General features: G+C 40.1%; 19 protein-coding genes. 14 read left to right on the top strand and 5 right to left on the bottom strand.

Translation table 11 applies throughout. From position 1 onward, the window contains the following. The 3 genes from J7338_RS18695 to J7338_RS18685 all read left to right on the top strand — a co-directional run. On the top strand, nucleotides 1-278 hold a 278-nt coding region (locus tag J7338_RS18695; RefSeq protein WP_210798497.1), incomplete at its 5' end, for a hypothetical protein. Continuing rightward, nucleotides 275-1,132: an immunity 49 family protein gene (locus J7338_RS18690; protein WP_210798496.1), complete on the top strand. Its 858-nt coding sequence runs from the start codon at nucleotides 275-277 to the stop codon at nucleotides 1,130-1,132. The genes J7338_RS18695 and J7338_RS18690, both read left to right, overlap by 4 nt. Nucleotides 1,133-1,487: 355 nt before the next feature. After that, nucleotides 1,488-1,943, top strand: coding sequence for a hypothetical protein (locus J7338_RS18685; protein WP_210798495.1), 456 nt, complete (start codon nucleotides 1,488-1,490; stop codon nucleotides 1,941-1,943). A 54-nt stretch (nucleotides 1,944-1,997) separates the two neighbouring features. Here the strand turns inward: J7338_RS18685 and J7338_RS18680 are convergent, their stop codons facing one another. From J7338_RS18680 to J7338_RS18670, 3 genes are all read right to left on the bottom strand, one after another. Next, nucleotides 1,998-3,485: a Ppx/GppA phosphatase family protein gene (locus tag J7338_RS18680; protein ID WP_210798494.1), complete on the bottom strand. Its 1,488-nt coding sequence runs from the start codon at nucleotides 3,483-3,485 to the stop codon at nucleotides 1,998-2,000. Continuing rightward, the gene (ppk1, locus tag J7338_RS18675) at nucleotides 3,478-5,565 is read right to left on the bottom strand and encodes a polyphosphate kinase 1 (RefSeq protein WP_210798493.1); all 2,088 of its coding nucleotides are present in this window, start codon (nucleotides 5,563-5,565) and stop codon (nucleotides 3,478-3,480) included. Before ppk1 ends, J7338_RS18680 begins: the two co-directional genes overlap by 8 nt. A 119-nt stretch (nucleotides 5,566-5,684) precedes the next feature. After that, the gene (locus tag J7338_RS18670; protein WP_210798492.1) at nucleotides 5,685-6,191 is read right to left on the bottom strand and encodes a glycine cleavage system transcriptional repressor; all 507 of its coding nucleotides are present in this window, start codon (nucleotides 6,189-6,191) and stop codon (nucleotides 5,685-5,687) included. Between the two features lie 367 nt (nucleotides 6,192-6,558). On the opposite strand from J7338_RS18670, the gene J7338_RS18665 reads away from it, so the two are divergent. From J7338_RS18665 to J7338_RS18620, 10 genes are all read left to right on the top strand, one after another. Next, a complete protein-coding gene (locus J7338_RS18665; protein ID WP_210798491.1) occupies nucleotides 6,559-8,793 on the top strand; it encodes an ABC transporter permease subunit in 2,235 nt (744 codons plus the stop codon). A gap of 14 nt (nucleotides 8,794-8,807) precedes the next feature. Then, nucleotides 8,808-10,457 carry a phosphate ABC transporter permease PstA gene (gene pstA / locus J7338_RS18660; protein WP_210798490.1) on the top strand — a complete coding sequence of 550 codons (1,650 nt, stop codon included), beginning with the start codon at nucleotides 8,808-8,810 and terminating at the stop codon, nucleotides 10,455-10,457. Between the two features lie 27 nt (nucleotides 10,458-10,484). Further along, nucleotides 10,485-11,312 (top strand): phosphate ABC transporter ATP-binding protein PstB, encoded by an 828-nt coding sequence (gene pstB / locus J7338_RS18655; protein WP_145238219.1) that lies wholly within the window; start codon nucleotides 10,485-10,487, stop codon nucleotides 11,310-11,312. A gap of 54 nt (nucleotides 11,313-11,366) precedes the next feature. After that, on the top strand, nucleotides 11,367-12,068 hold the full coding sequence (gene phoU / locus J7338_RS18650; RefSeq protein WP_064668157.1) for a phosphate signaling complex protein PhoU: 702 nt from the start codon (nucleotides 11,367-11,369) through the stop codon (nucleotides 12,066-12,068). Between the two features lie 171 nt (nucleotides 12,069-12,239). Further along, complete coding sequence (locus tag J7338_RS18645; protein WP_210798489.1) at nucleotides 12,240-12,917, top strand: TIGR00153 family protein; 678 nt, start codon at nucleotides 12,240-12,242, stop codon at nucleotides 12,915-12,917. A 39-nt stretch (nucleotides 12,918-12,956) separates the two neighbouring features. Continuing rightward, on the top strand, nucleotides 12,957-14,225 hold the full coding sequence (locus J7338_RS18640; RefSeq protein ID WP_210798488.1) for an inorganic phosphate transporter: 1,269 nt from the start codon (nucleotides 12,957-12,959) through the stop codon (nucleotides 14,223-14,225). Nucleotides 14,226-14,317: 92 nt separating this feature from the next. Then, the gene (locus tag J7338_RS18635; RefSeq protein WP_210798487.1) at nucleotides 14,318-15,238 is read left to right on the top strand and encodes a hydrogen peroxide-inducible genes activator; all 921 of its coding nucleotides are present in this window, start codon (nucleotides 14,318-14,320) and stop codon (nucleotides 15,236-15,238) included. Between the two features lie 111 nt (nucleotides 15,239-15,349). Then, nucleotides 15,350-15,892, top strand: a complete 543-nt coding sequence (locus J7338_RS18630; RefSeq protein ID WP_210798486.1) for an RNA polymerase sigma factor — start codon at nucleotides 15,350-15,352, stop codon at nucleotides 15,890-15,892. Further along, nucleotides 15,885-16,475, top strand: coding sequence for a hypothetical protein (locus J7338_RS18625; protein ID WP_210798485.1), 591 nt, complete (start codon nucleotides 15,885-15,887; stop codon nucleotides 16,473-16,475). Before J7338_RS18630 ends, J7338_RS18625 begins: the two co-directional genes overlap by 8 nt. A gap of 11 nt (nucleotides 16,476-16,486) precedes the next feature. Next, nucleotides 16,487-17,398 (top strand): Na/Pi cotransporter family protein, encoded by a 912-nt coding sequence (locus J7338_RS18620; RefSeq protein WP_210798484.1) that lies wholly within the window; start codon nucleotides 16,487-16,489, stop codon nucleotides 17,396-17,398. 61 nt (nucleotides 17,399-17,459) lie between these two features. On the opposite strand, the gene J7338_RS18615 is transcribed toward J7338_RS18620, so the two are convergent. Beyond that, entirely contained in the window at nucleotides 17,460-17,684 is a 225-nt protein-coding gene (locus J7338_RS18615; RefSeq protein ID WP_210798483.1) for a hypothetical protein, read from the bottom strand. 203 nt (nucleotides 17,685-17,887) lie between these two features. Beyond that, nucleotides 17,888-20,413: an EAL domain-containing protein gene (locus tag J7338_RS18610; RefSeq protein WP_210798482.1), complete on the bottom strand. Its 2,526-nt coding sequence runs from the start codon at nucleotides 20,411-20,413 to the stop codon at nucleotides 17,888-17,890. Nucleotides 20,414-20,581: 168 nt separating this feature from the next. On the opposite strand from J7338_RS18610, the gene queA reads away from it, so the two are divergent. Further along, complete coding sequence (gene queA / locus J7338_RS18605) at nucleotides 20,582-21,613, top strand: tRNA preQ1(34) S-adenosylmethionine ribosyltransferase-isomerase QueA (protein WP_210798481.1); 1,032 nt, start codon at nucleotides 20,582-20,584, stop codon at nucleotides 21,611-21,613. Nucleotides 21,614-21,616 lie beyond the last annotated feature (3 nt).

The raw sequence follows: 21,616 nt of genomic DNA, 5'->3' as shown, positions 1-21,616 counted from the left end.
ATGAAGCAAGTGATCTGACCCCTATTATTTTTATTGAGCAAGGCAGTACCTCTTATGTGCAGTCAGTGGTTAAAAACATGCAGCGCGAGTACAATAAGGCGATTGGTGCGGGCAACAATAGCGCTGAAATAAAAGCGCTAGGCAACACTTTACAAACATTTGAAAAATATTCTGATAAAATTGAGTTTCGTAAAGTACAGCAGAAGTTTCAAACTGGCAGCACCTTAAAGCCAACGTTTGACGTGACAAATTACACCATTGGAAAGATTCAGTTATGAGCGATTTAAAGTACCACAATGACCATTATAAATTAGTGAATTTGCAAAATGCTTTTCAAATTCATTTAGATACTTATAACAATAGGTGGCAGCGTTATCTCGAGCTAGAGCCCGCGATTTATGAGGAGCCGCAGGCACGGTTAAACTCTGACGCAATGGATTGTATAAGTCTAAGCTTTCATGCACAAAATGCAGAGAAAGGGCTTGAGGGCGTGCCTATTATGCGCTTTGGCCTGGATTTATTACATGCGCACTATAATTTAGTGTCAAATCCTGGGCAGCGCCATATTTTTACCTTAAAAGAGCACGTGTTTCGCTTAGAGGGTCGTGCTGAGCATCGCTCTATTATGGTTGATGATTGGTTATTGCAATTGAGTTTAGCGCTTTGCTTAAGAGATGCTGATGCGGTTGAGTTAATCTGCCGGTGCGAAGAAGATTGGCTTGAGTACCCTGATGCCTTTGACTTCGCACTCCTCAAGTTTGTGCGAAATATATTTGTACAAGACGCAGACCAAACAGTGTTATTACGCGAGGTAATGGAAAAATCAGGCCCTGAGCATGTTGATGAATTTAGAGCGCCTTACGTGAACCAGCTATTCTTACCTTATTTGGATGTGTGGGTAGCGGTGTTATCAAACGATGCTGCTCATTACCAACGGGCAATCCATAAAGCTATTGAACTGCATTATAAATTTTACAATGACCCTCCGGAGGGGGCAGTTACATGGGGAGGCGATGTTGCCTTGCTGATAAGCGCGGTGGCAGGGCTTGCCTATGATAAGCATGGCTGGCAGGTACCCGACACCCCCTACCTTCCAAAGTGGCTTATTTATAAAGAGTTTGAGGAGGGGTAAACCAGCCTCACTTCAACATCAGTATAAATAGCAGGAATAGCTTAGCTCTTTGTTATTGCCTTTTCATATTTAGCAGCGCGTATTTTATCTACGGCTAGGGTATGAAAAGGCTGTAATGAACATATATTGATTTATCTGAATAATGCCTGTTATTGACTCGGTATTTCACTTAGCCATAGTTCAAATAAAATAGGAGCCACCGCTTTTTACCGCCACTCTATAAAAATTACCCTATGGCTTGTAACTTATACGAGTTTGGGTGATAGTATTTTTAATACCTCTCTGTTTTAATTTAACTTTTTAATGGCACGTTTTACGCAGGAGTATGGTTACTAGGGTTAATTAAGGAATGCACATGCAAGTTAAAACAATACAAGAAGTGTACGACTGGACTGTACTCTTTCACACGCAAATGGCGGCTAACTTTTTTAGTCTCAGAGATGATTTAGCAGAGCATAACCGTATGCTCGCAGACTATTTTGTTAAGTATGAAAAAAAGTTGGCTGAGGATTTAGTTGGTTTTAAAGCCATCACTGAGATCAATACCTTAGACACTTATTGTTACGAGTACTTTGCTGAAAACTCTGAGCTAATTAATTTTACTGATTTGGATCGCGATACGCGTGTTGATGAGCAAGTGATGCAAGGTTACTTATCTGAGCAGCACAAAAAAGTGATCAACCTTTATGAATACCTACTTAGTCGTGCAGAAACTCCAGCAGGCAACGAGAAGTTAGCGCAATTGTTAGAGCTTGAGCAGCAAGGCTTAAAGCAGATGATACAAAGCGCTAATCGTCATATGGATATGTAATAGAGAACCTAATTTGGATAGCCAAGGCTATCCAAATTTAACTATGTCTGTATTTCATACAAAATCGATTAAAAAACCCACCTTTTTCAAGTGCTTTTGTTCTTGTTGTAAATCTGCATAAAGCAGGGTTTGTTCGTTGAGCCATCCAAGTGGAAACTGCAACAGCATACTGTTGCCTTTTACTGAAACGGCTAACTCCTGATGTTGATCGTTAAGGCGTTTTTGGTTTAATAATATAGCCAGTCTGAGTAGTACAATTAACTGTAATATTTGATAGTGTGGCACCGAGAGTAAAGTTGGAAATTCTTCTAAACGAATTTTTTTACGGTAAAACCGTATCATACAGCTTAATAATGTTTGCTGTTGTTGCGTAAACCCAGGTAGTTGGCTGTTTTCAACCACATATGCACTATGTTTGTGTAAGCCCGATGAGTTAATACCTAAACCCACTTCGTGTAATTGTGCTGCCCACACTAGTAATTGGTGGCTGTCTAACGAGTCAAGTTGCCACTCTTTTTGTACTTGTAAAAATAGCCAATCGGCAGTATTGGCAACACGCCCAGCATGGATCTTATCGATTGTGTTTCTTTCGCTTAAATTAGCTATGGTATTGGTGCGTATGTCTTTAAGCGCTAACTTTTGCTGCATCTCATGTAGCAGACCTTCGCGCAGTGAAAAGTCACTGTAATCCATTTCAGTAATATTAAACAATTGAAAAATAGCGATTAGAATAGCCAGGCCACCACAAATACTCACTTGACGCTCAGGGCTTAAACCTTCAATCAATAGGTTATCGATAGTTTTGGCGGCTATAAATTGAGTTTTAAGTTCGAGCAATCGCTCCAGTGTGATATTTTTTTGTTCAGGATCGTTTGCGCTGATCATCGCTAAGATTGATTTTATTGTGCCAGACGTGCCTACAACAGATTGCCAACCCGCACTAATGTAAGTAGCAAAAATGACTTCAAGTTCTTGCTCTGCTTTTATTTGTGCTTTGCTAAAGCGTTTATTGTTAATAATACCATCGGCAAAAAATTGTTTGGTATAACTTACACAGCCCATATTGCGACTTGATAGCAGCTTATGCTTAAAATGTTTGCCAATAATGAGCTCGGTACTACCACCACCAATATCAATTACTAAACGGTTTTCATCGTGATGAATATAATGAGCTACTCCTTGGTAAATTAAACGGGCTTCTTCTTGCCCTGAGATCACATCAATATGATAGGGAAAAACACTGCTTGCTTGAGTTAAAAATGAATTAATATTTTTTGCGCGTCTGAGCGTATAAGTTGCAGCTATTTTTACATTAGTTGCGGGGAAGTCTTGCAGTGTGGTGGCAAACTGCTTCAAAATCGTTAGCGATCTGTCGATTGCTGCTTGGCTAAGTTGATTCTTATCGTCTAAACCATCCGCTAAATATACCCGTTGTTTTTCTTTATGGAGAATCTGCAGTGAGCCGTCAACTTCTCTTGCGACCACTAAATGAAAGCTGTTTGAGCCTAAGTCAACCGCAGCTATTGAGGGATAATTATTCATTATTATAATTGTTTTCCCATTTTTTTAAGTGATCATAAATAGCGATTTGCGAACGTATTTTTTTACGATTCCCGCGCCTAACATAATGGTTTTTTTGTTCGCTATCAATAATCCGTGCTTTAGTACGATCTTTAAATTGCAGTTCAAGTACGTCAATAATGAGTTGTTGTAGTTTTTCATCATAAATGGGCACGCCAACTTCAACCCGCTGATCAAGATTACGTGTCATCCAATCCGCAGATGAAATATAGACTTTCTCATCCCCATTATTGCCAAAGATCATAACTCGCGGGTGCTCTAAAAAGCGATCGACGATACTAATTACTCTAATGTTGTCGCTAAAATTATTGAGTCCTGGTACTAAGGAGCACATACCACGGACAATAATGCGAATTTTAACACCGCTGCGAGCGGCCAAGTACAAACAATCAATCAGTTCTTTGTCGACTAAGTTATTTATTTTTAGAGTGATCTTACCGCTTTGACCATTTTCGACATGGGCTATTTCTTGGTGAATTAAGCCAAGCAACAGCTGTCGAGCGTTCACCGGCGAAATCATTAAGTGCTCGAACACAAAGGGTTTATAGCTACTTTCTATAAACTTAAATACGCTATCGCTTTCGTCACAAATTCCTTGATGTTTAGTAAATAAACTAAAGTCTGTATAAATTTTTGCAGTTTTTTCATGAAAATTACCGGTGCCAATGTGCGCATATTTTGCTATTTGACCTTTTTCGCGACGATGGATAATACATAGCTTACTGTGTACTTTAAGTGCAGGGATACCAAAAATCACTTTAATACCCGCAGCGCTTAGGACTTTAGCCCAGCCGATATTGTTTTGTTCGTCAAAGCGGGCTTTGAGTTCAACCATTACCGTTACTTTTTTGCCATTTTTAGCCGCATTGATTAGCGATGAAATCAATCGAGACTTGCTAGCTACGCGATAAATATTCACCTTGATTTGCGTAACATTAGGGTCAAATGCTGCTTGGCGAACATATTCTAATAAGTGGTTAAATGTATGATATGGATAATAAAGTAGAATATCTTGCTGAGTAATTGCAGCAAACACACTGGCGTGATTGTTAAAGGCTGTGCTTTGCAAAACGGGTAGAGACTTGTTTTCTAAGTATTGCCGACCAACATTGGGAAAACCAATAAAGTCTCTAAAGTTACGATAGCGACCACCAGGGATCAACGCATCGTGGTGGGTTACACCTAAGCGCTTTTTCATTACTTTGAGCATCGGCTCGGGCATCGTTTGGTCATATACTAAGCGCACCGGCTCGGCATAAATACGCTGCTTTAGTCCCTTAGACATTTTATCTAAAATACCTTCTTCTAGTTCATCATCTAGGTTGTATTCTGCATCACGGGTCAGTTTGATTGCGTAACCTTGGATTTCAGTAAAACTAAAGAAACTGCTAAATACGTCACTTAAGAAAAACAAAATAATATCATCTAACATCACAATTGTTTTATGACGGCGGGTTTTTTCGGGTGGTAAAATTACAAAGCGTGGTACGCGATCGGTAGGGACTTCTAACATTGCATAATGACTTTTATCGTTAAACATTTCGACAAATAAGTACGTCATTGTATCGTTAATATGATCTGAAAAGTCTTTGTTTTCATCCAGCATGATCGGCGATATATGCTGTAATACATTGTCGTGAAAAAATATTTTTAGCCAGTTAATATGAAACTCACTAAGTTGTTCAGGACGAGAAACATGAATGTTGTGGGTATTTAAATCATCGAGAATTTGCTGATGAATAACATTAAATTTTTTACCAAGCTGCATAACCTTTTGCTGAATTTGGGTAAGTAAAATTTCGTCTTCATCAAAATTGGTATCAGGAAGTTTGTTTAATAAAATGCGCCGTTTCACATCGGCAACCCGAACTCTGAAAAATTCATCCAAATTGTTAGAGAAGATCCCCAAGAAACGAATACGTGCAATAATCGGGTTATTTTTATCTTTAGCTTCTTGTAAAACACGATCATTAAAAGACAGCCAACTTAACTCAGGGGCAAAATAATTAATTGTTTGAGACACATCAGCGCAGGCGTTCATTTTCTATTCCTTGGATAGCAACTGAACAAAATATAGAACACTTAGATGACATAAAAATGACAAACATGTCAATTTTATGACATGTTTATCTTGCAGTAAGAAACTGTTGTGAGGTGTGCTTAAGCGTCTTCAATATCAACAATTAGGTCAGATGTAATAGCTTCGAGTGCTGTCACAACTTCGTCTTTATTCATACCTGTTGGCAAAGCAACGGTTGCAATGGCGCTAAAAATTGGTACTCCCCAGTTTGGTGCACTTTGCTGCTTGGAGTTTAGGTGGGTAATATTTGCTCCTTTGTGACGCAATACTCCGGCAAGTTCTTGTATAATACCAGGTCGATCATTACCAGTGATCACAAAGTTAAGCTGCTCAGCTGGTGTGTCAGGTAATTCATTTGTGCCTGTTTCAATCCGTACTTCTAATCGCGGTAAGCCATGCAATGCATTTTGTAATTCTTGTAGGTGTTCAGCGGGCACTGCGACTTCGATAATGCCAGCAAAATGGCCCGCTAAATGACTTAAATTGCTGGTGAGCCAGTTACCATGATGATTTAAAACTGCAGAAGAAATATCTTCCACAAGCCCAGGATGATCTTGCCCCAAAATAGTTATAACTAATTGCTTCATATAGTGAATCCCTTAAAATGCCGTAATTGAATAATTAATGCCCAAGCATGAAGTTGTTGAATGATTATTATATTTAGTAAAGAACCGAATTGAGTATTGACTCAGTACCCAAATTTGTCCATTTTTTTTGTTACTAGTCGAATTTAAATACAGTAAAATAGTCTGAGTTTACCGCTTTCGTTGTCTAAACTTTTGTTTATTAATAATAAATCATTAAGTTGAAAAATTTTCAAGTTATTGAATATAAACATTGTTTGTTTTGTGTGATGAATGCCACAACAAAGTCTTAGTAATTATGACGTTTGTAACAATACTGTCATCTTGGTGAAATATAATCTATTCAACGTTAAGATTTATAGGTGTTTTGATGACTTCCAATCCGAATAAACCGTCTTTTAATACGGATAGAAGCCGTCTATTTAAAGATCGGTTTGCCAAATTTAGCATTACCGCTGGCGGTATCATGGTGTTGATAGCTTTGCTATTGATATTCTTCTATTTATTGTATGTTGTGCAACCTATTTTTGAATCAGCAAAAGTAGAAACGCGCGATAGCTTTGCGCTTAGTAATGCTGAAAAAATTACCGGCCTAGGAGTTGAAGAGCAAACAGAAGTTGCTTTTTTACTGAGTAAACAGGGTAAAGTTGATTTTTACAGTGTTGAGAAAAAAAGCTTTGGTAAAAAACTTGCGGGTTTGGCTGTACCACTTGACAGTGAAGTGAGTAGTTTTGCAACCAGCGCGCCATTTCAAGGGCATTACGCATACGGACTAGAAAATGGGTCGGTGATGATAGTGTCACCTAAATTCTTAGTTACCTTTCCTAATAATGAACGTAAATTAACACCGCGTTTGGGTTATCCACTTGGTGAAAAAACATTGCAGGTTGACGATAATGGCGCTGCCATTAAACAATTTGCATTTAGTCATTATGAAGATAAAACTGCTGTTGTGGCACAAACGTCTGACAAACGTGTGATCTTTAGCAGTTTTGTTGCAGAAGAAAACATGTTCAGCGGTGAAGTTGAATGGGTTGTTGAGCGCACTGAACTTGATGTTGAAGGGCGCGTTGATCAACTGCTAATGTCGCCAGATACCACCCGTACCTTTGTGCGCTCAGCCAATCAAATTTATGTTTACGATACTCGCAATCCAAGCGAGGTTGAGCTGATCCAAATGCTGGCAGCTAATGAAGAAAATGCCAACTTGGTTTCGGCGCAATTATTAGCCGGTGCTAACTCGCTGATGGTAGCGAATGATAATGGTGAAGTTTCGCAGTGGTTTGAAATTAATACTGACGAAGGCCGTGAATATCAAAAAATACGCGCGTTTGAAACCTCAAAGCAGCCTAAACTAGACATATTCACTGAGTTTTATCGTCGCACGTTCTTTACCACCAGTTCTAATGGTGAGTTAGGCGTGTATTACACCACCAGTGAAGCAAAACTATGGCAAGGTAAAATCAGTGAAGGTCCGATTGAAAACTTTGCTATTGCACCCCGCTCAAATGCGGCACTTATTCTAGCTGATGACAAATTAACTGTGATTGAAATTCACAATGAACACCCTGAGGTGACTTGGTCAGCCTTGTGGCAAGAAGTGTGGTATGAGGGTTATCCAGAGCCGGGTTATATTTGGCAATCAACGTCTGCCGGTGATGACTTTGAGGCTAAATTTTCTTTAGTGCCAATTTCATTCGGTACTATAAAAGCTGCTTTATATGCGATGCTATTCGCAGTGCCGATTGCACTCTCAGCGGCAATTTACACTGCTTATTTTATGTCAGGTTCATTACGTAAAGTTGTTAAACCAACGGTTGAAATTATGGAAGCATTACCAACTGTAATTTTAGGATTCTTAGCAGGCTTGTGGCTTGCACCGTTGATAGAAGAGCATTTACCTGCGATTGTTGGTTTGTTATTCATGCTGCCGCTGGGTATTTTAGCCACCGCATTTGCGTGGACTAAATTACCAGAAAGCATTCGTCACCGTGTTCCTGATGGAGCGCATTCAATCTTATTAATACCGGTGCTGTTACTGATTGGTTGGTTAGCCTTTGCGATGAGTGGCGTGGTTGAATTGTGGATGTTTGACGGTAATGTTCGCCAGTATTTAACTAACGAATTGGGTTTGACTTTCGATCAACGTAATTCACTAGTAGTCGGTATTGCGATGGGGTTTGCGGTTATTCCGACTATTTTTTCTATCGCGGAAGATGCGGTATTTAGTGTGCCTAAGCATTTATCAAACGGTTCATTGGCGCTGGGCGCAACACAATGGCAAACCTTAATTAGCGTCGTGCTATTAACCGCCAGTCCTGGTATTTTCTCTGCGGTCATGATGGGCTTAGGCCGCGCCGTAGGTGAAACCATGATTGTACTAATGGCAACGGGTAATACGCCAATAATGGATTGGAGTATTTTCCAAGGTATGCGTACTTTAGCCGCAAATATCGCAGTAGAAATGCCAGAATCGGAAGTGGGTAGTTCACACTATCGGATCTTATTTTTAGCCGCATTTGTATTATTCATATTCACCTTTATTTTCAACACAATTGCTGAGTTTGTGCGTCAGCAGTTGCGTGATAAATACAGCTCGATGTAAGTGGGAGACACGACATGTTAAAGCAGTGGTTTAAGTCAGGTTCTCCTTGGATATGGATGACAGGTGGTGCAGTAAGTATCAGTTTGATTTCTGTCTTGGGATTATTAGCAATGATTGCTTGGAAAGGGTTAAGCTTTTTCTGGCCATCACAAGTCGTACAACTCGAGTTACAGGGCTCGGTTGCGCAGCAAACCGTAATTGGTGAAATATACGACCGTGAAATGGTGCCTAAATCGCGCCTTGAGGCAACCGGTGTTGATTTATCTGGTTATGATAAAGAGCAACTAGAACGTTATTTAATTAAAACCGGTAACCGTGAATACGTTGATTTAGATTTTCGTTGGGTAATAGAAACCGACATAAAATCATATACCATGCCTGCGGCTATCGCGGTGTTTGAACGCAGTAAAAATGGTAATTTTTATGGCTACGTTGAACAAGTAATAAAAGACGGCCAAGTGATCAATGATGATAAAACGGAAATATTAGAAGAGCTGGTTGAACGTGCTGTTGAGCTTAATGAGCAAGCGCTTGATTTACAAAACGGTGACATTGGTCATATTAACTATCAATTAGAGCGTTTACGTTTACAAGAGAAATCGTATTTACTCGATGATGCCCTGACCGATGAGCGAGTGGCTGAGCTTGCGCAACAGCGTGCTGATTTAAGAGCCGAGTATAGCGTACTTGAAAAGCAATTGTTTGCACTGCGCAAACAAGCTAAGCGTGATCAGGTAACCGTAAAAGATATGCGCGGTGAAATTGTTACTTTGCCTTTGTATCAGGTTTTGGATTTTTGGTTTCCTAATGACATGAGCTTTGTTGCAAAGCTAGGTCACTACTTTGTACAACTAGGTAAATTTGTTTCGGATGATCCGCGTGAAGCTAATACTGAAGGTGGTGTATTCCCGGCAATCTTTGGTACTGTTTTTATGGTAATGTTGATGGCTGTAATTGTAACGCCGTTTGGGGTGGTGGCAGCTATTTATTTGCATGAATACGCAGCTAAAAATGCGATTACTAAGATGATCCGTATCGCGGTAATTAACTTGGCCGGTGTGCCTTCAATTGTTTACGGTGTATTCGGCTTAGGGTTCTTTGTTTATGTATTGGGTGGCAGTTTAGATCAATTATTTTATCCAGAAGCCGCACCTAGTCCAGTATTTGGTACTCCAGGCGTTATGTGGTCCGCACTAACGCTTGCCATTTTAACGCTGCCTGTAGTGATTGTATCAACTGAAGAAGGTTTATCACGTATCCCAAGTACGGTTCGTCATGGCTCTTTAGCTCTGGGCGCAACGCAAGCTGAAACGTTATGGCGTATTATTGTGCCAATGGCCAGTCCTGCGATTATGACCGGTTTAATATTAGCGGTGGCGCGTGCTGCCGGCGAAGTTGCACCATTGATGCTAGTGGGTGTGGTGAAAATGGCACCGACATTACCGCTCGATGGTAACTTCCCGTATTTTCATCTAGATCGAAAGTTCATGCATTTAGGTTTTCATATATACGATGTTGGCTTCCAAAGCCCAAATGTTGAAGCGGCACGTCCGCTAGTGTATGCCACCGCATTCTTACTGGTATCAGTAATTATTACACTGAATATCACCGCGATAGGCATACGTAACCATTTACGTGAAAAATTTAGATCGCTTGATCAATAATTAGTAAAGATTCTATAGGTAACAAACATGATTACAGTCGCTCCACAAGTAAACCAATCAAGCACCAGTTTGAAATTGGACTTAGACAATTTAAGCACCGAGCAAACGGCACTCGAGATCAAAAACTTAGATCTTTACTATGGTGAAAAACAAGCGCTTAGCTCAGTGAATATGAATATTCCCAAAGGCCAAGTAACCGCATTTATCGGACCATCTGGCTGTGGTAAATCTACGTTATTGCGCTGTATTAACCGTATGAATGATCTGGTTGATATTTGCCGTATTGAAGGTGAAATTTTACTACACGGACAAAACATCTATGATAAAAAGGTAGATGTTGCAGCGCTGCGTCGCAATGTCGGTATGGTATTCCAGCGTCCGAACCCGTTTCCTAAATCAATCTACGAAAATGTGGTTTATGGCCTACGCTTACAAGGTATCAAAGAAAAACGTAAATTAGACGAAGTGGTTGAACAGTCACTGCGAGGCGCGGCACTGTGGGATGAAGTAAAAGATAGGTTGCACGATAGCGCATTTGGTTTGTCAGGTGGTCAGCAGCAACGTTTAGTGATTGCGCGATCTATCGCCATCGAGCCTGAAGTATTATTACTTGATGAGCCAACATCAGCATTGGATCCTATTTCAACACTGGTAATTGAAGAGCTTATCAACGATTTAAAAAATAAGTTTACCGTTGTTATCGTAACCCACAACATGCAACAAGCAGCGCGGGTTTCTGATCAAACGGCTTTTATGTACATGGGTGAATTAATAGAGTACTCAGATACCAATACGTTATTTACTACCCCAACGAAAAAGAAAACAGAAGATTATATCACCGGTCGTTATGGCTAGGCTGAGTCAAGCTGTTTTTGGGTTACGTTAGCTATTTTGATAAGAAGGTAAACAATGGAACACAATATTAATAAGCATATTTCTGGCCGCTTTAACCAAGAGTTAGAAAACGTTCGTAACCATGTATTAAGCATGGGTGGCTTAGTTGAACAGCAACTAAATAGTGCGCTTGATGCAGTTAGCAATGGCGATGCTGAGTTAGCGCGTAAAGTGCGTGAAAACGACTATAAAGTAAACGCCATGGAAGTAAATATTGATGAGGAATGTACCCGTATCATTGCTCGTCGCCAGCCAGCTGCAAGCGATTTACGCTTAGTGGTCGCGATTGCCAAAACCATTGCAGATCTTGAGCGCATTGGTGATGAGGCTGAGCGTATTGCTAAAGTTGCGTTAGATTCATTTACTAAAGATCAGCAAGATTTATTAGTTAACATCGAAAATATGGGTCGCCAAGTTTCAAAAATGTTGCATGATGTACTCGATGCTTTTGCACGTATGGATGTACAAAAAGCATTTGAAGTACATAAGGAAGATGCCAAGGTTGACCGTGAGTATGAAGCAATTACTCGTCAAATTATGACCTATATGATGGAAGACCCACGTTCAATTCCAAAAATTATGGATTTAGTTTGGTCGGTACGTTCATTGGAACGTATTGGCGATCGTTGTCAAAACATCTCTGAATACATTATTTACTTTGTTAATGGTAAAGATATTCGTCATACATCTCAAGAGGATATAGAAAAATCGTTATAGATTTTTTGATACCGTCTTATTTTATTAAAGCGGCCAATGGTCGCTTTTTCTGTTTTCGTTATAATTATAATGCTGTAGCGGTAGCTGTGATGTAATAAAAGCATTCACAATCGCGGTGAATGCTGTAAAATTCACGCCGCAAAGCATACTAATTTGATTTAAGGGTCAGTTATGCCTACAAACGCATTTTTAGGGGTATTCGCAAAATCTCCTATAAAGCCAATGGAAGATCACATCAAGAAGGTACATCAAGCAAGTAAAGCTTTGATCCCTTTTTTCAATCATGTATTTAAAGAAGAGTGGCAACAAGCAGAAGAGATTCGCTTGAACATTCGTACTTTAGAACGTGAAGCCGACGAGATGAAAAGAAATATACGTTTACAGTTACCGCGCGGTTTATTTATGCCGGTAGAGCGTACAGATCTGCTCGAACTCGTCACCCAGCAAGATAAAATTGCTAATAAAGCAAAAGACATTGCTGGTCGTGTAATTGGTCGTGAGATGACCATTCCAAAAGAAATTCAAGTTAACTTTTTAGCCTATGTAACTCGCTGTGTTGATGCAACTAAACAAGCATCAAACGCAATTAATGAGTTAGATGAGTTACTAGAAACAGGTTTTAAAGGTCGTGAAGTGACCTTAGTAGAAAAAATGCTCGTTGAATTGGATGCAATTGAACAAGACACGGATGATATGCAAATCATAATACGTCGCCAATTACGCGATGTTGAAAATGAACTCAATCCTGTAGATGTAATGTTTTTATATAAAATCATCGAATGGGTCGGCGAGCTTGCGGATATCGCAGAACGCGTTGGTTCGCGTCTTGAGCTGATGTTAGCTCGGTAATTTACACTCAGTTCAATAATGAAAGATTAGGGTTACACAATGGATATCATTGCATCTTATGGCACGGTATTAATTTTAATTGCCGCAGCAGTCGGCTTTTTTATGGCTTATGGTATTGGCGCGAATGACGTTGCTAATGCGATGGGCACATCGGTAGGTTCAAAAGCATTAACTATAAAACAAGCTATTTTTATAGCGATGATTTTTGAATTTGCAGGCGCCTACTTAGCAGGCGGCGAAGTAACATCGACAATTCGTAAAGGCATTATCGATTCTACGCCATTTTTAGACCTGCCAGAACTTATGGTATTAGGGATGATCTCGGCATTATTTGCAGCGGGTAGTTGGTTGCTAATAGCTTCATTCTTAGGTTGGCCGGTATCAACCACACATTCAATTATTGGCGCTATCATCGGATTTGCCTTAGTTGCAGTTGGTAGCGAAGCGATTCAGTGGGACAAAGTTGCAGGTATTGTGGGGAGTTGGATTGTTACCCCTGCGATTTCAGGGTTTATTGCCTACTTAATCTTTATGAGTGCGCAAAAGTTAATTTTTGACACCGAGGCGCCACTTAACAATGCCAAACGCTATGTGCCTATTTATATGGGTTTAGCTGGTTTTATCATGTCTTTAGTAACCATCAAGAAAGGTTTAAAGCACATTGGTATTAATTTAGGTGCTGTTGAAGGGTATGCATTAGCAATCGGTATTGCTGTTATTGTTGGTATTATTGGTAAAGTCGTTATTTCTCGATTAAAGATTGATCCAAAAGCCGATAAGAAAATGCAATTTAATAACGTTGAGAAAGTATTTGCTATCTTAATGGTATTAACTGCATGTTGTATGGCATTTGCTCATGGTTCTAATGACGTTGCTAACGCGATTGGTCCACTAGCGGCAGTTGTAAACATTGTTGAAAATAATGGCGAAATAGCTAAGCAAGCGTCAATTGCATGGTGGATTTTACCTCTAGGTGGTTTCGGTATTGTTGCAGGCCTTGCAATTTTAGGCAAAAAAGTAATTAAAACTATTGGTGAAGGCATTACGCATTTAACACCAAGTCGTGGTTTTGCGGCAGAATTAGCTGCTGCTTCTACAGTTGTAATTGCATCGGGAACAGGCTTGCCAATTTCTACTACACAAACCTTAGTTGGCGCGGTATTAGGGGTAGGTATGGCACGTGGAATTGCTGCACTTAATATGGGTGTGATCAGAAACATTGTAGTTTCTTGGGTAATTACATTGCCAGTTGGCGCTGCCCTTGCTATTGTTATTTTCTACATACTGAGAACTGCCTTTGGAGTTTAAATCCAGCAGTCTTTAAGTATTACAGACTTTTAGCTTGAAAAGATCTCAACGCCCTTGGTGTTGGGGTCTTTTTATTTGTGGGTAAAGAAAGTATGACGAACTTACCAAGTATTAAACAACTGCAGTATTTGTTGGCTGTTCATCAACATCAGCATTTTGGCCGCGCCGCAAGTGCGTGTTTTATTGGTCAATCAACACTTAGCAGTGCAATTCAAACCCTCGAAGAAACATTGGGATGCCAACTTATCGAACGTGAAAATCGCAGTCTTATGTTTACCGCGATAGGTGAAGATGTCGTACAGCGAGCCCGTAAAATTATTGACGATACGCTCAGTGTTAAAGAACTAACGAAAAGCCATTTAACACCGCTAAGCGGTAAGCTCACCCTCGGTGTTATTCCAACCATTGCTAGTTTTATAGCGGCGCCTTTATATCATCTTTGTCTGCAACAATTTGCTGATTTAGAGCTGGTACTGATTGAAGATACCAGCGACAGCTTGTTAGATAAACTCGAGCATGGCCATATCGATATGGCACTATTAGCACTACCTTACGATACAGATAAATTTCATACTCAAGTACTCGCGCAAGATCACTTTTGCTTAGTACATCATAAAGACTATTTACCCGCTAAGAATATAGAAGATTTTAACTTGTTACCGGAAGCCAGTGTATTCTTATTAGAGCGAGAACATTGTATGACAGGGCACGCATTAAGTGCTTGTCATTTAAATCGTTCAAGCTGTATCAATCCGTTTGAAGCGGCGAGCTTACACACTTTACTTAGCATGGTAGAGCACCAGTTAGGGGTAACTTTCTTACCACAAATGGCGATTAACGCGGGTATTTTAGCGAACAAAAACATGCTTGCCACTCCCTCACAAAGTGACGCATACCGCGATATTGGTATTTTATGGCGCAAAACAACCGGTCGTATTCGAGACTTTCGTTTATTTAGCCAAATGCTAGAAAGTTTTTTAAAGCAACAATGCCGTTTAATAGCGGATGACTAGCTCATTTAGGTGAGCTTTTTTATTTATTTTCATTTATTTTTATCTTTTCCAAACTATCTGCTTCACTCTATCGACTAACCTCATAAGTAAAATAACTAAGCATCGAGAATCGTGTTTTTTCAATCAATAGAAACATTAATCGCCAAAGCACAGCAAGGAAATAAACGCGCCTGGCTTAAGTTGGTTAAACAGCATGAAAGCCAAGTTTATAACTATTGTTTGCGGATGCTAAGTAACCCAGATGATGCTATGGACTTAATGCAAGAGGTGTTTATTTCAGTGTATAAAAGTCTGCCGAACTTTCGTGGTGAGTCGAGCTTTAGTACCTGGGTATTTCAAATTGTGCATCGGCGTAGCGTTGAATACTACCGCCGTCGTAAGCATTATCAGAGCTTAGATGATGTACCAGAACAAGCTTGTGAACATAGTGAATTAGAAGGGAATCGTGTAGTACAGGCCCAGCATCAGCAATTAAAAAGTATGTTGAATAAGTTACCATGGGAGCAGCGTTTAGTGGTGGAGCTGAAATTTTTCCAGCATTGCACCTTTGAAGAGATTGCTGAGCAATTAGATATTTCAACGAATACTGCTAAGTCGCGGTTATACAGTGCATTAGGTAAATTAAAAGTTCATTTGGAGGCCGTAGATGGCTAATTTAGAGATGCTTTTTGAGCAATGGTTAGACGGTAAAGTTTTGAGCGATAAACAATTGCAGCAGCTCGAAAATGATCCCGAATATGCAGCGTTGATGAGCCAAGCGAAAGTATGGCAACAGCATAGCCGTGATTATAAGGCTGTACCAGTACCAACCTGGGATCGCCAATCAACAATATCGCAGCTCTCAGCTGTGCGTGTGTTTAGCGTCGCTGGAGCGTGGGCTGTTGCTGCATCAGTTATGATTTGTTCGTTGGTGTTTTTACTGATGCCGCAGCAACAGGCTCCAGAATTATTGGATCAGGTCGCGAAACAAACGCAGTTATTAGAGTCACAGCAAAAGCAAATTGACCAACTGCAAAAAATTATAACGGCGCAAAATGAATTACAACAGCAACACATGTATCAACTCGCTAAAGAGGCGATTACTACTGGGCGTGTTGAACGTCAAGAAGACATTAATAGCTTAATTACTTACATCAAAACCCAGCGTGCTCAAGATCAAGCGTATCTAAGGATGCAACTAAACGACTTAGCCGAACAAGTACAAGAGCAGCCAATGGCCGCCATTGCGAAAAATTAGGAGTAAAGAGCATGAATATAAAACTTATCAGCAGCGCTATCATTGCCGTTATTGGTTGTACAAGCAGCAACCTTCAGGCGAAAATACCTGAAAACTTGGCCGCTATACAGCGTGAAGTCGGTATTATGGAAAATATTTTAAGCAGTGCCTTAAAACAAGATACGGATAAAAAGGTCCGCGCAATTTCAGCTAACTACTTTGTTGATCAAGGTGTGGTATTTGAGTTAGATGTGCGCGGCACAAACCGCTGGCAAACCATTTTAAGTAGTGTACCTAATGCGCCATTACCCCCTATGCCTGACATTGATTTCTCTGAAGTGAATATTGAGTTTATTAGTGACCATGCAGAAGCAATAAGTGAACATGCTGTTGAGTCATCCCGTAAAGCTTATCAACAGGCCATGGAAGTTATGAGGGAAGGGGCTGAACGAGTAAGAGAAGCTGCCGAGCAAGAGCGTGATATAAGTCGTGAGCTACGCGATTTAGAGCGTGAAAAGCGTGATCTTGAGTTTGCTAGTCGACATGATAATAGCGCAGAAGCTAAAGAGTTAGCAGAACGCAAAAAGAGCCTTGAAAAAGAAATAACGGAACTTGAAAAACAACAAGTTAAGCTCACTAAACAGCAACAAAAACTTCGTCAAGACATCACTGAAAAACAAGCAGAGCGTGCCAAACAGCAAGCCGCAGAGCAACAAAAGTTGCTCGTACAAGTCAATAAAAGCATTAGTTTAACGCTTTGTGACTATGGCAGTGGTTTGCGTAGTTTACCAAACGACGAGCATGTGAGTTTTGTTCTTAAAGGGCTCGGCGATAAAAATACGAGTTTAATAAAAGTATTTAATAAATCAGATATAAAAAAGTGTGTAGTAGGTGACATTAAAGCCAGCGATCTAGCCCTTAAGGCAATTAGCTACCAATTTTAATTAACCGAACTGATGTTAAGAGTAAAATTAATAGCTTATCCCTGACCAAAAAAGCAGCCACTTATAAAGGCTGCTTTTCATTATGGCCTTCGTATTCACACTGTTTATTAAATGGCGTAATATCGGGTAAAAATAACAAATAAACCCACACCACTAAATTAAAGTAGGGGATCAAACCTAAGCAGGTGAATGTTACAACAGGGTAACCTTTGATATTGGCACATCGATAGCACTGGTAAGTTATCCCTAAGTTTACCGCTAATAGTAACACGATTAATTGCATCATAATTCACTCCATTAATTGACAATGATACTAATAACAACACGTTAGTTTTTAAGTGGTATGTTGCTATCATTTAACGATGTCACGTTAAATTTTGGTTATCATCATAATCACAAGACATTTATCGCCCTGTGAGCAAAGTATAGATGAGTTATCACAAGATGGAAGTAAAAAAATGCGTAGATTTGTATGAAAAACTCGCTATTTTAGCTAGGTGATTGTTCGTAAAAAGTTTTGTTTTGATAAATTTTTTGTAACTGATATTTGATTTTTTCTACGGGCACTGGGCGTGAAATGAAGTAACCCTGGCCATAATCAACTCCTATTTCTTTTAGTGCTAAAAAAATCTCTTTGTTTTCTACATACTCAGCGACAGAGCGCTTATCTAGCGAGCGACTAATATCATTTATCGCTTTAACTAACGCCATGTCGATTGGATCATTGAGCATATCGCGAACAAACGAACCGTCTATTTTTACGTGCTGAGCTGGCAGTTGCTTAAGATAATTAAAGGTACTAAAGCCAGTGCCAAAGTCATCTATTGAGAAATGACAGCCTAAGCGATTTAGTTTCTCAATCATGGCACGAGTAGCTGTCAGGTTGTTTATACTAGCAGATTCAGTGATCTCAAAAATAACCCGGGTAGGGCTGATATCGCACTTTTCAAGGGTCGATTCGATATGCGGTAATAGGCGTTCATCTAAAAACGATTGCGCAGATAGGTTTATCGCAACTTGATTTAGCTCAGGGTTGGCTGCGATGGCAGCAATGGCATTGCTGATCACACATTGATCCATTAAGTAAGTGTCGTTTAATAATTCAAGTGACGGAATAAATTGGTTTGGATAAACCAGTTCATCATCGAGCTTTAAGCGTAACAGCGCTTCAAAATAAGCTACACCACCTTGTTTAAAGTCCCAAATTGGCTGGTAATGTAATTCAATTTGGTTTTGTTGCAGTGCTTGGCGAATACTGTGTCCCCACTCTAAGCCTGCTTGTAAGGTATTATGGTTGGCATCTTCTTTAGAGTAGCAATGAACGAGATTACGGCCCAAGCTCTTTGCGACATATAAGGCAATGTCGGCCTGTTTTAAGCATTCACTCGGATCGTGGTTTGCGGCAGTTATTTGCGTTAAACCAATCGAGCAGCTAATTGAATAAACTTGTTCTTCAGATTTAAACTGATGACCTTCAATAGCCATACAAATACTTTCAGCTATCAAGTGTGCATCAAGCAGATTCATATTATTTAAGATCACTGCAAATTCATCCCCACCAATACGACACACTAAGTGTTCATCACTGATATTGGCGTTAAATAGTTGCGCAACTTCTTTAAGAACTATATCGCCTTGTTGATGGCCTTTACTGTCATTAATTATTTTAAAGTGGTCAAGGTCAATATAAATTAAAGCGTGCTCTATGTCGCCATTAGTGCGCTGTGGTTGGCAAATTCGATTCAGTTGCTGATCAAAATAATAGCGGTTATGTAAACCAGTTAACGTGTCATGTAAGGCCAAGTGACGCAATTGTAATTCAGCTTGTTTGCGCTCATGAATGTTATCAATAGTGGCGGTGATTGTCGCCGCATTACTGCTGTTTTTGATTAGTTGTAAGCGGCATTCAACCCAGATAGCTCGGCCATCTTTATGAATAATTTGCACTTCTACTTGTTGTTGCAAAGCGCCGCCTTGCAAAATATTGCTAATAGTATCAAGTAGCTTTTCTTTGCAGTCATTAATGCAAAAGTCAGAGAGTGCTTTGCTCAAGGTTTGTTTTATGCCAAACCCACTAAGCGCTTCCCAAGCAGGGTTAATAAAACGAATGCGGCCTTGTTGATCAAATTCAAGCACTACTGTATTGAGGTGTAATAGTATTCGCTGGTGGGCTGAAAATAGCTCTTTGTAGCGGCTTTGACTTTGACTTAACTGTTCTACTTTTTGTGCAAACTCGGCATAACTAACCATAAAATCTTCACGACGCGCAGCATGGTCACATACTTTACTTAACAAGGTATGTTCATACGGTGCTCGAATAAAATCAGTGACCCCTGAAAGCAACAGTCGTTCAGCATGATCGGCATCTTTTGTATCAATAATGGTTACAATGGCTTGCTTTGGGTTGTGTTGTAAAATCTCTTCAACTAATTGACTGGCAGCTCCTGCGTGTGCTGCGGTTGCATCAAGTAACACAATGGCAAACTTTTGCTGCAAATAGATTGATAATGCTTGCTTATCACTAGAAACATGGGTGCAGGTAAAGTTTAGCTGTAATTGTTGTGTTATTTCAGCCGCTTTAGTGCTGTCGGTTTCGAGCAGCAGTAAATCTAACCGACTGCTTTTTTCTAAATGCGTTGATAATACATTTGCCAATACTTGTGGCAGCATATCTTGGCGTTCAAATGGTAATACCGCATCAATGCCATAACTTCGGGCCGTCGTTTCGGCTATTCGCTCACAATAGATAGGTGGAGTTAGTACAATTGGTGTGTTTTTTGGAGTTTTTAATAACCCAGAACGGATCATCCGAGAAAATCGCCAGCCATCTATTTTACCAACATTAAGACCTGTAATAATCACATCGACAGCTTGAGATTTAAGAATTTCGAGGGCTTGTTGGCTATCGGCTACTTCAAGGAAAGTAAATACATTGAGCCGATTTAAGGTTGACTTAACAGCCTGACGCTCAGCGACACTGGCGTTTAAGATCAGCAAAGTTAGCTGCTTAGCCATTTATGTCACACCTCTTATCAACCTAGCTCTAATCAAGTTGAGTAGAATAATGCCATTTGTCTCGAACCACAAGAGAACATTCCATTGTATTTTAATTAAAGCCGTTGGTTGAGCTAATAGCACGATACAGTTAAACTTGGCGCGACTTTTTTGATCTGGATATATCCTATGCGCGTGGCTGATTTTAGCTTTGACTTACCTGATGAATTAATTGCTCGTTTTCCTAAACAGGATCGAACCAGCAGTCGCTTATTAACCTTAGATGGCCCAAGTGGCGCTGTAAAACATAAAATATTTAGCGATATTCTTGATTTAGTAAATGAAAATGACTTGTTGGTATTTAACAATACCAAAGTGATCCCAGCTCGTATGTATGGCCAAAAAGCATCTGGCGGTAAACTTGAAGTACTAGTAGAGCGAGTGCTGGATGAGCATCGTGTGCTTGCCCATGTGCGCGCCAGTAAATCGCCTAAACCAGGTACAATTATTATTCTTGAAGGTAAAGCGCAGGCGACTATGGTGGGTCGTCAGGGTGAACTGTTTGAACTAGAGTTTACAGGTGAGCAAAACGTTCTGGAAATTTTAAATGATATTGGTCATATGCCACTACCGCCGTATATTGACCGTCCAGATACTGACGAAGACCGCAAACGCTATCAAACAGTTTATGGTGAAAAACCAGGCGCCGTTGCAGCGCCAACTGCTGGTCTACATTTTGATGATACGCTTATGGCAGCATTAAAAGCCAAGGGCGTAAACATGGCATTTGTTACTTTGCATGTTGGCGCGGGCACATTCCAGCCGGTGCGCGTAGACTCGGTTGATGATCATATAATGCACTCTGAATACATTGAAGTGCCTGATGATGTTGTTGCAGCAGTCGCTGCAACCAAAGCTAACGGCGGCAGAGTGATTGCGGTAGGCACAACTTCGGTACGTTCTTTGGAATCAGCAGCTAAGATACATGGCGGCCAATTAGCCAGTTACTTTGGTGACACCGATATCTTTATTTACCCAGGTTATCAATTTAATGTGGTTGATGCCATGGTGACTAATTTTCACTTATCGGAATCGACACTTATTATGCTGGTCAGTGCTTTTGCCGGGCAGGAAAATATTATGAGTGCTTACCAAACGGCAATCGAACAAAAGTATCGCTTTTTCAGTTACGGTGATGCGATGTTTCTGACTCGGAAATAAAGC

The organism is Pseudoalteromonas ostreae, assembly GCF_018069805.1.
Lineage (GTDB): Bacteria > Pseudomonadota > Gammaproteobacteria > Enterobacterales > Alteromonadaceae > Pseudoalteromonas > Pseudoalteromonas ostreae.
Note: the sequence above shows the minus strand (reverse complement) of the source record. Positions and strands in the feature narration are given on the sequence as shown.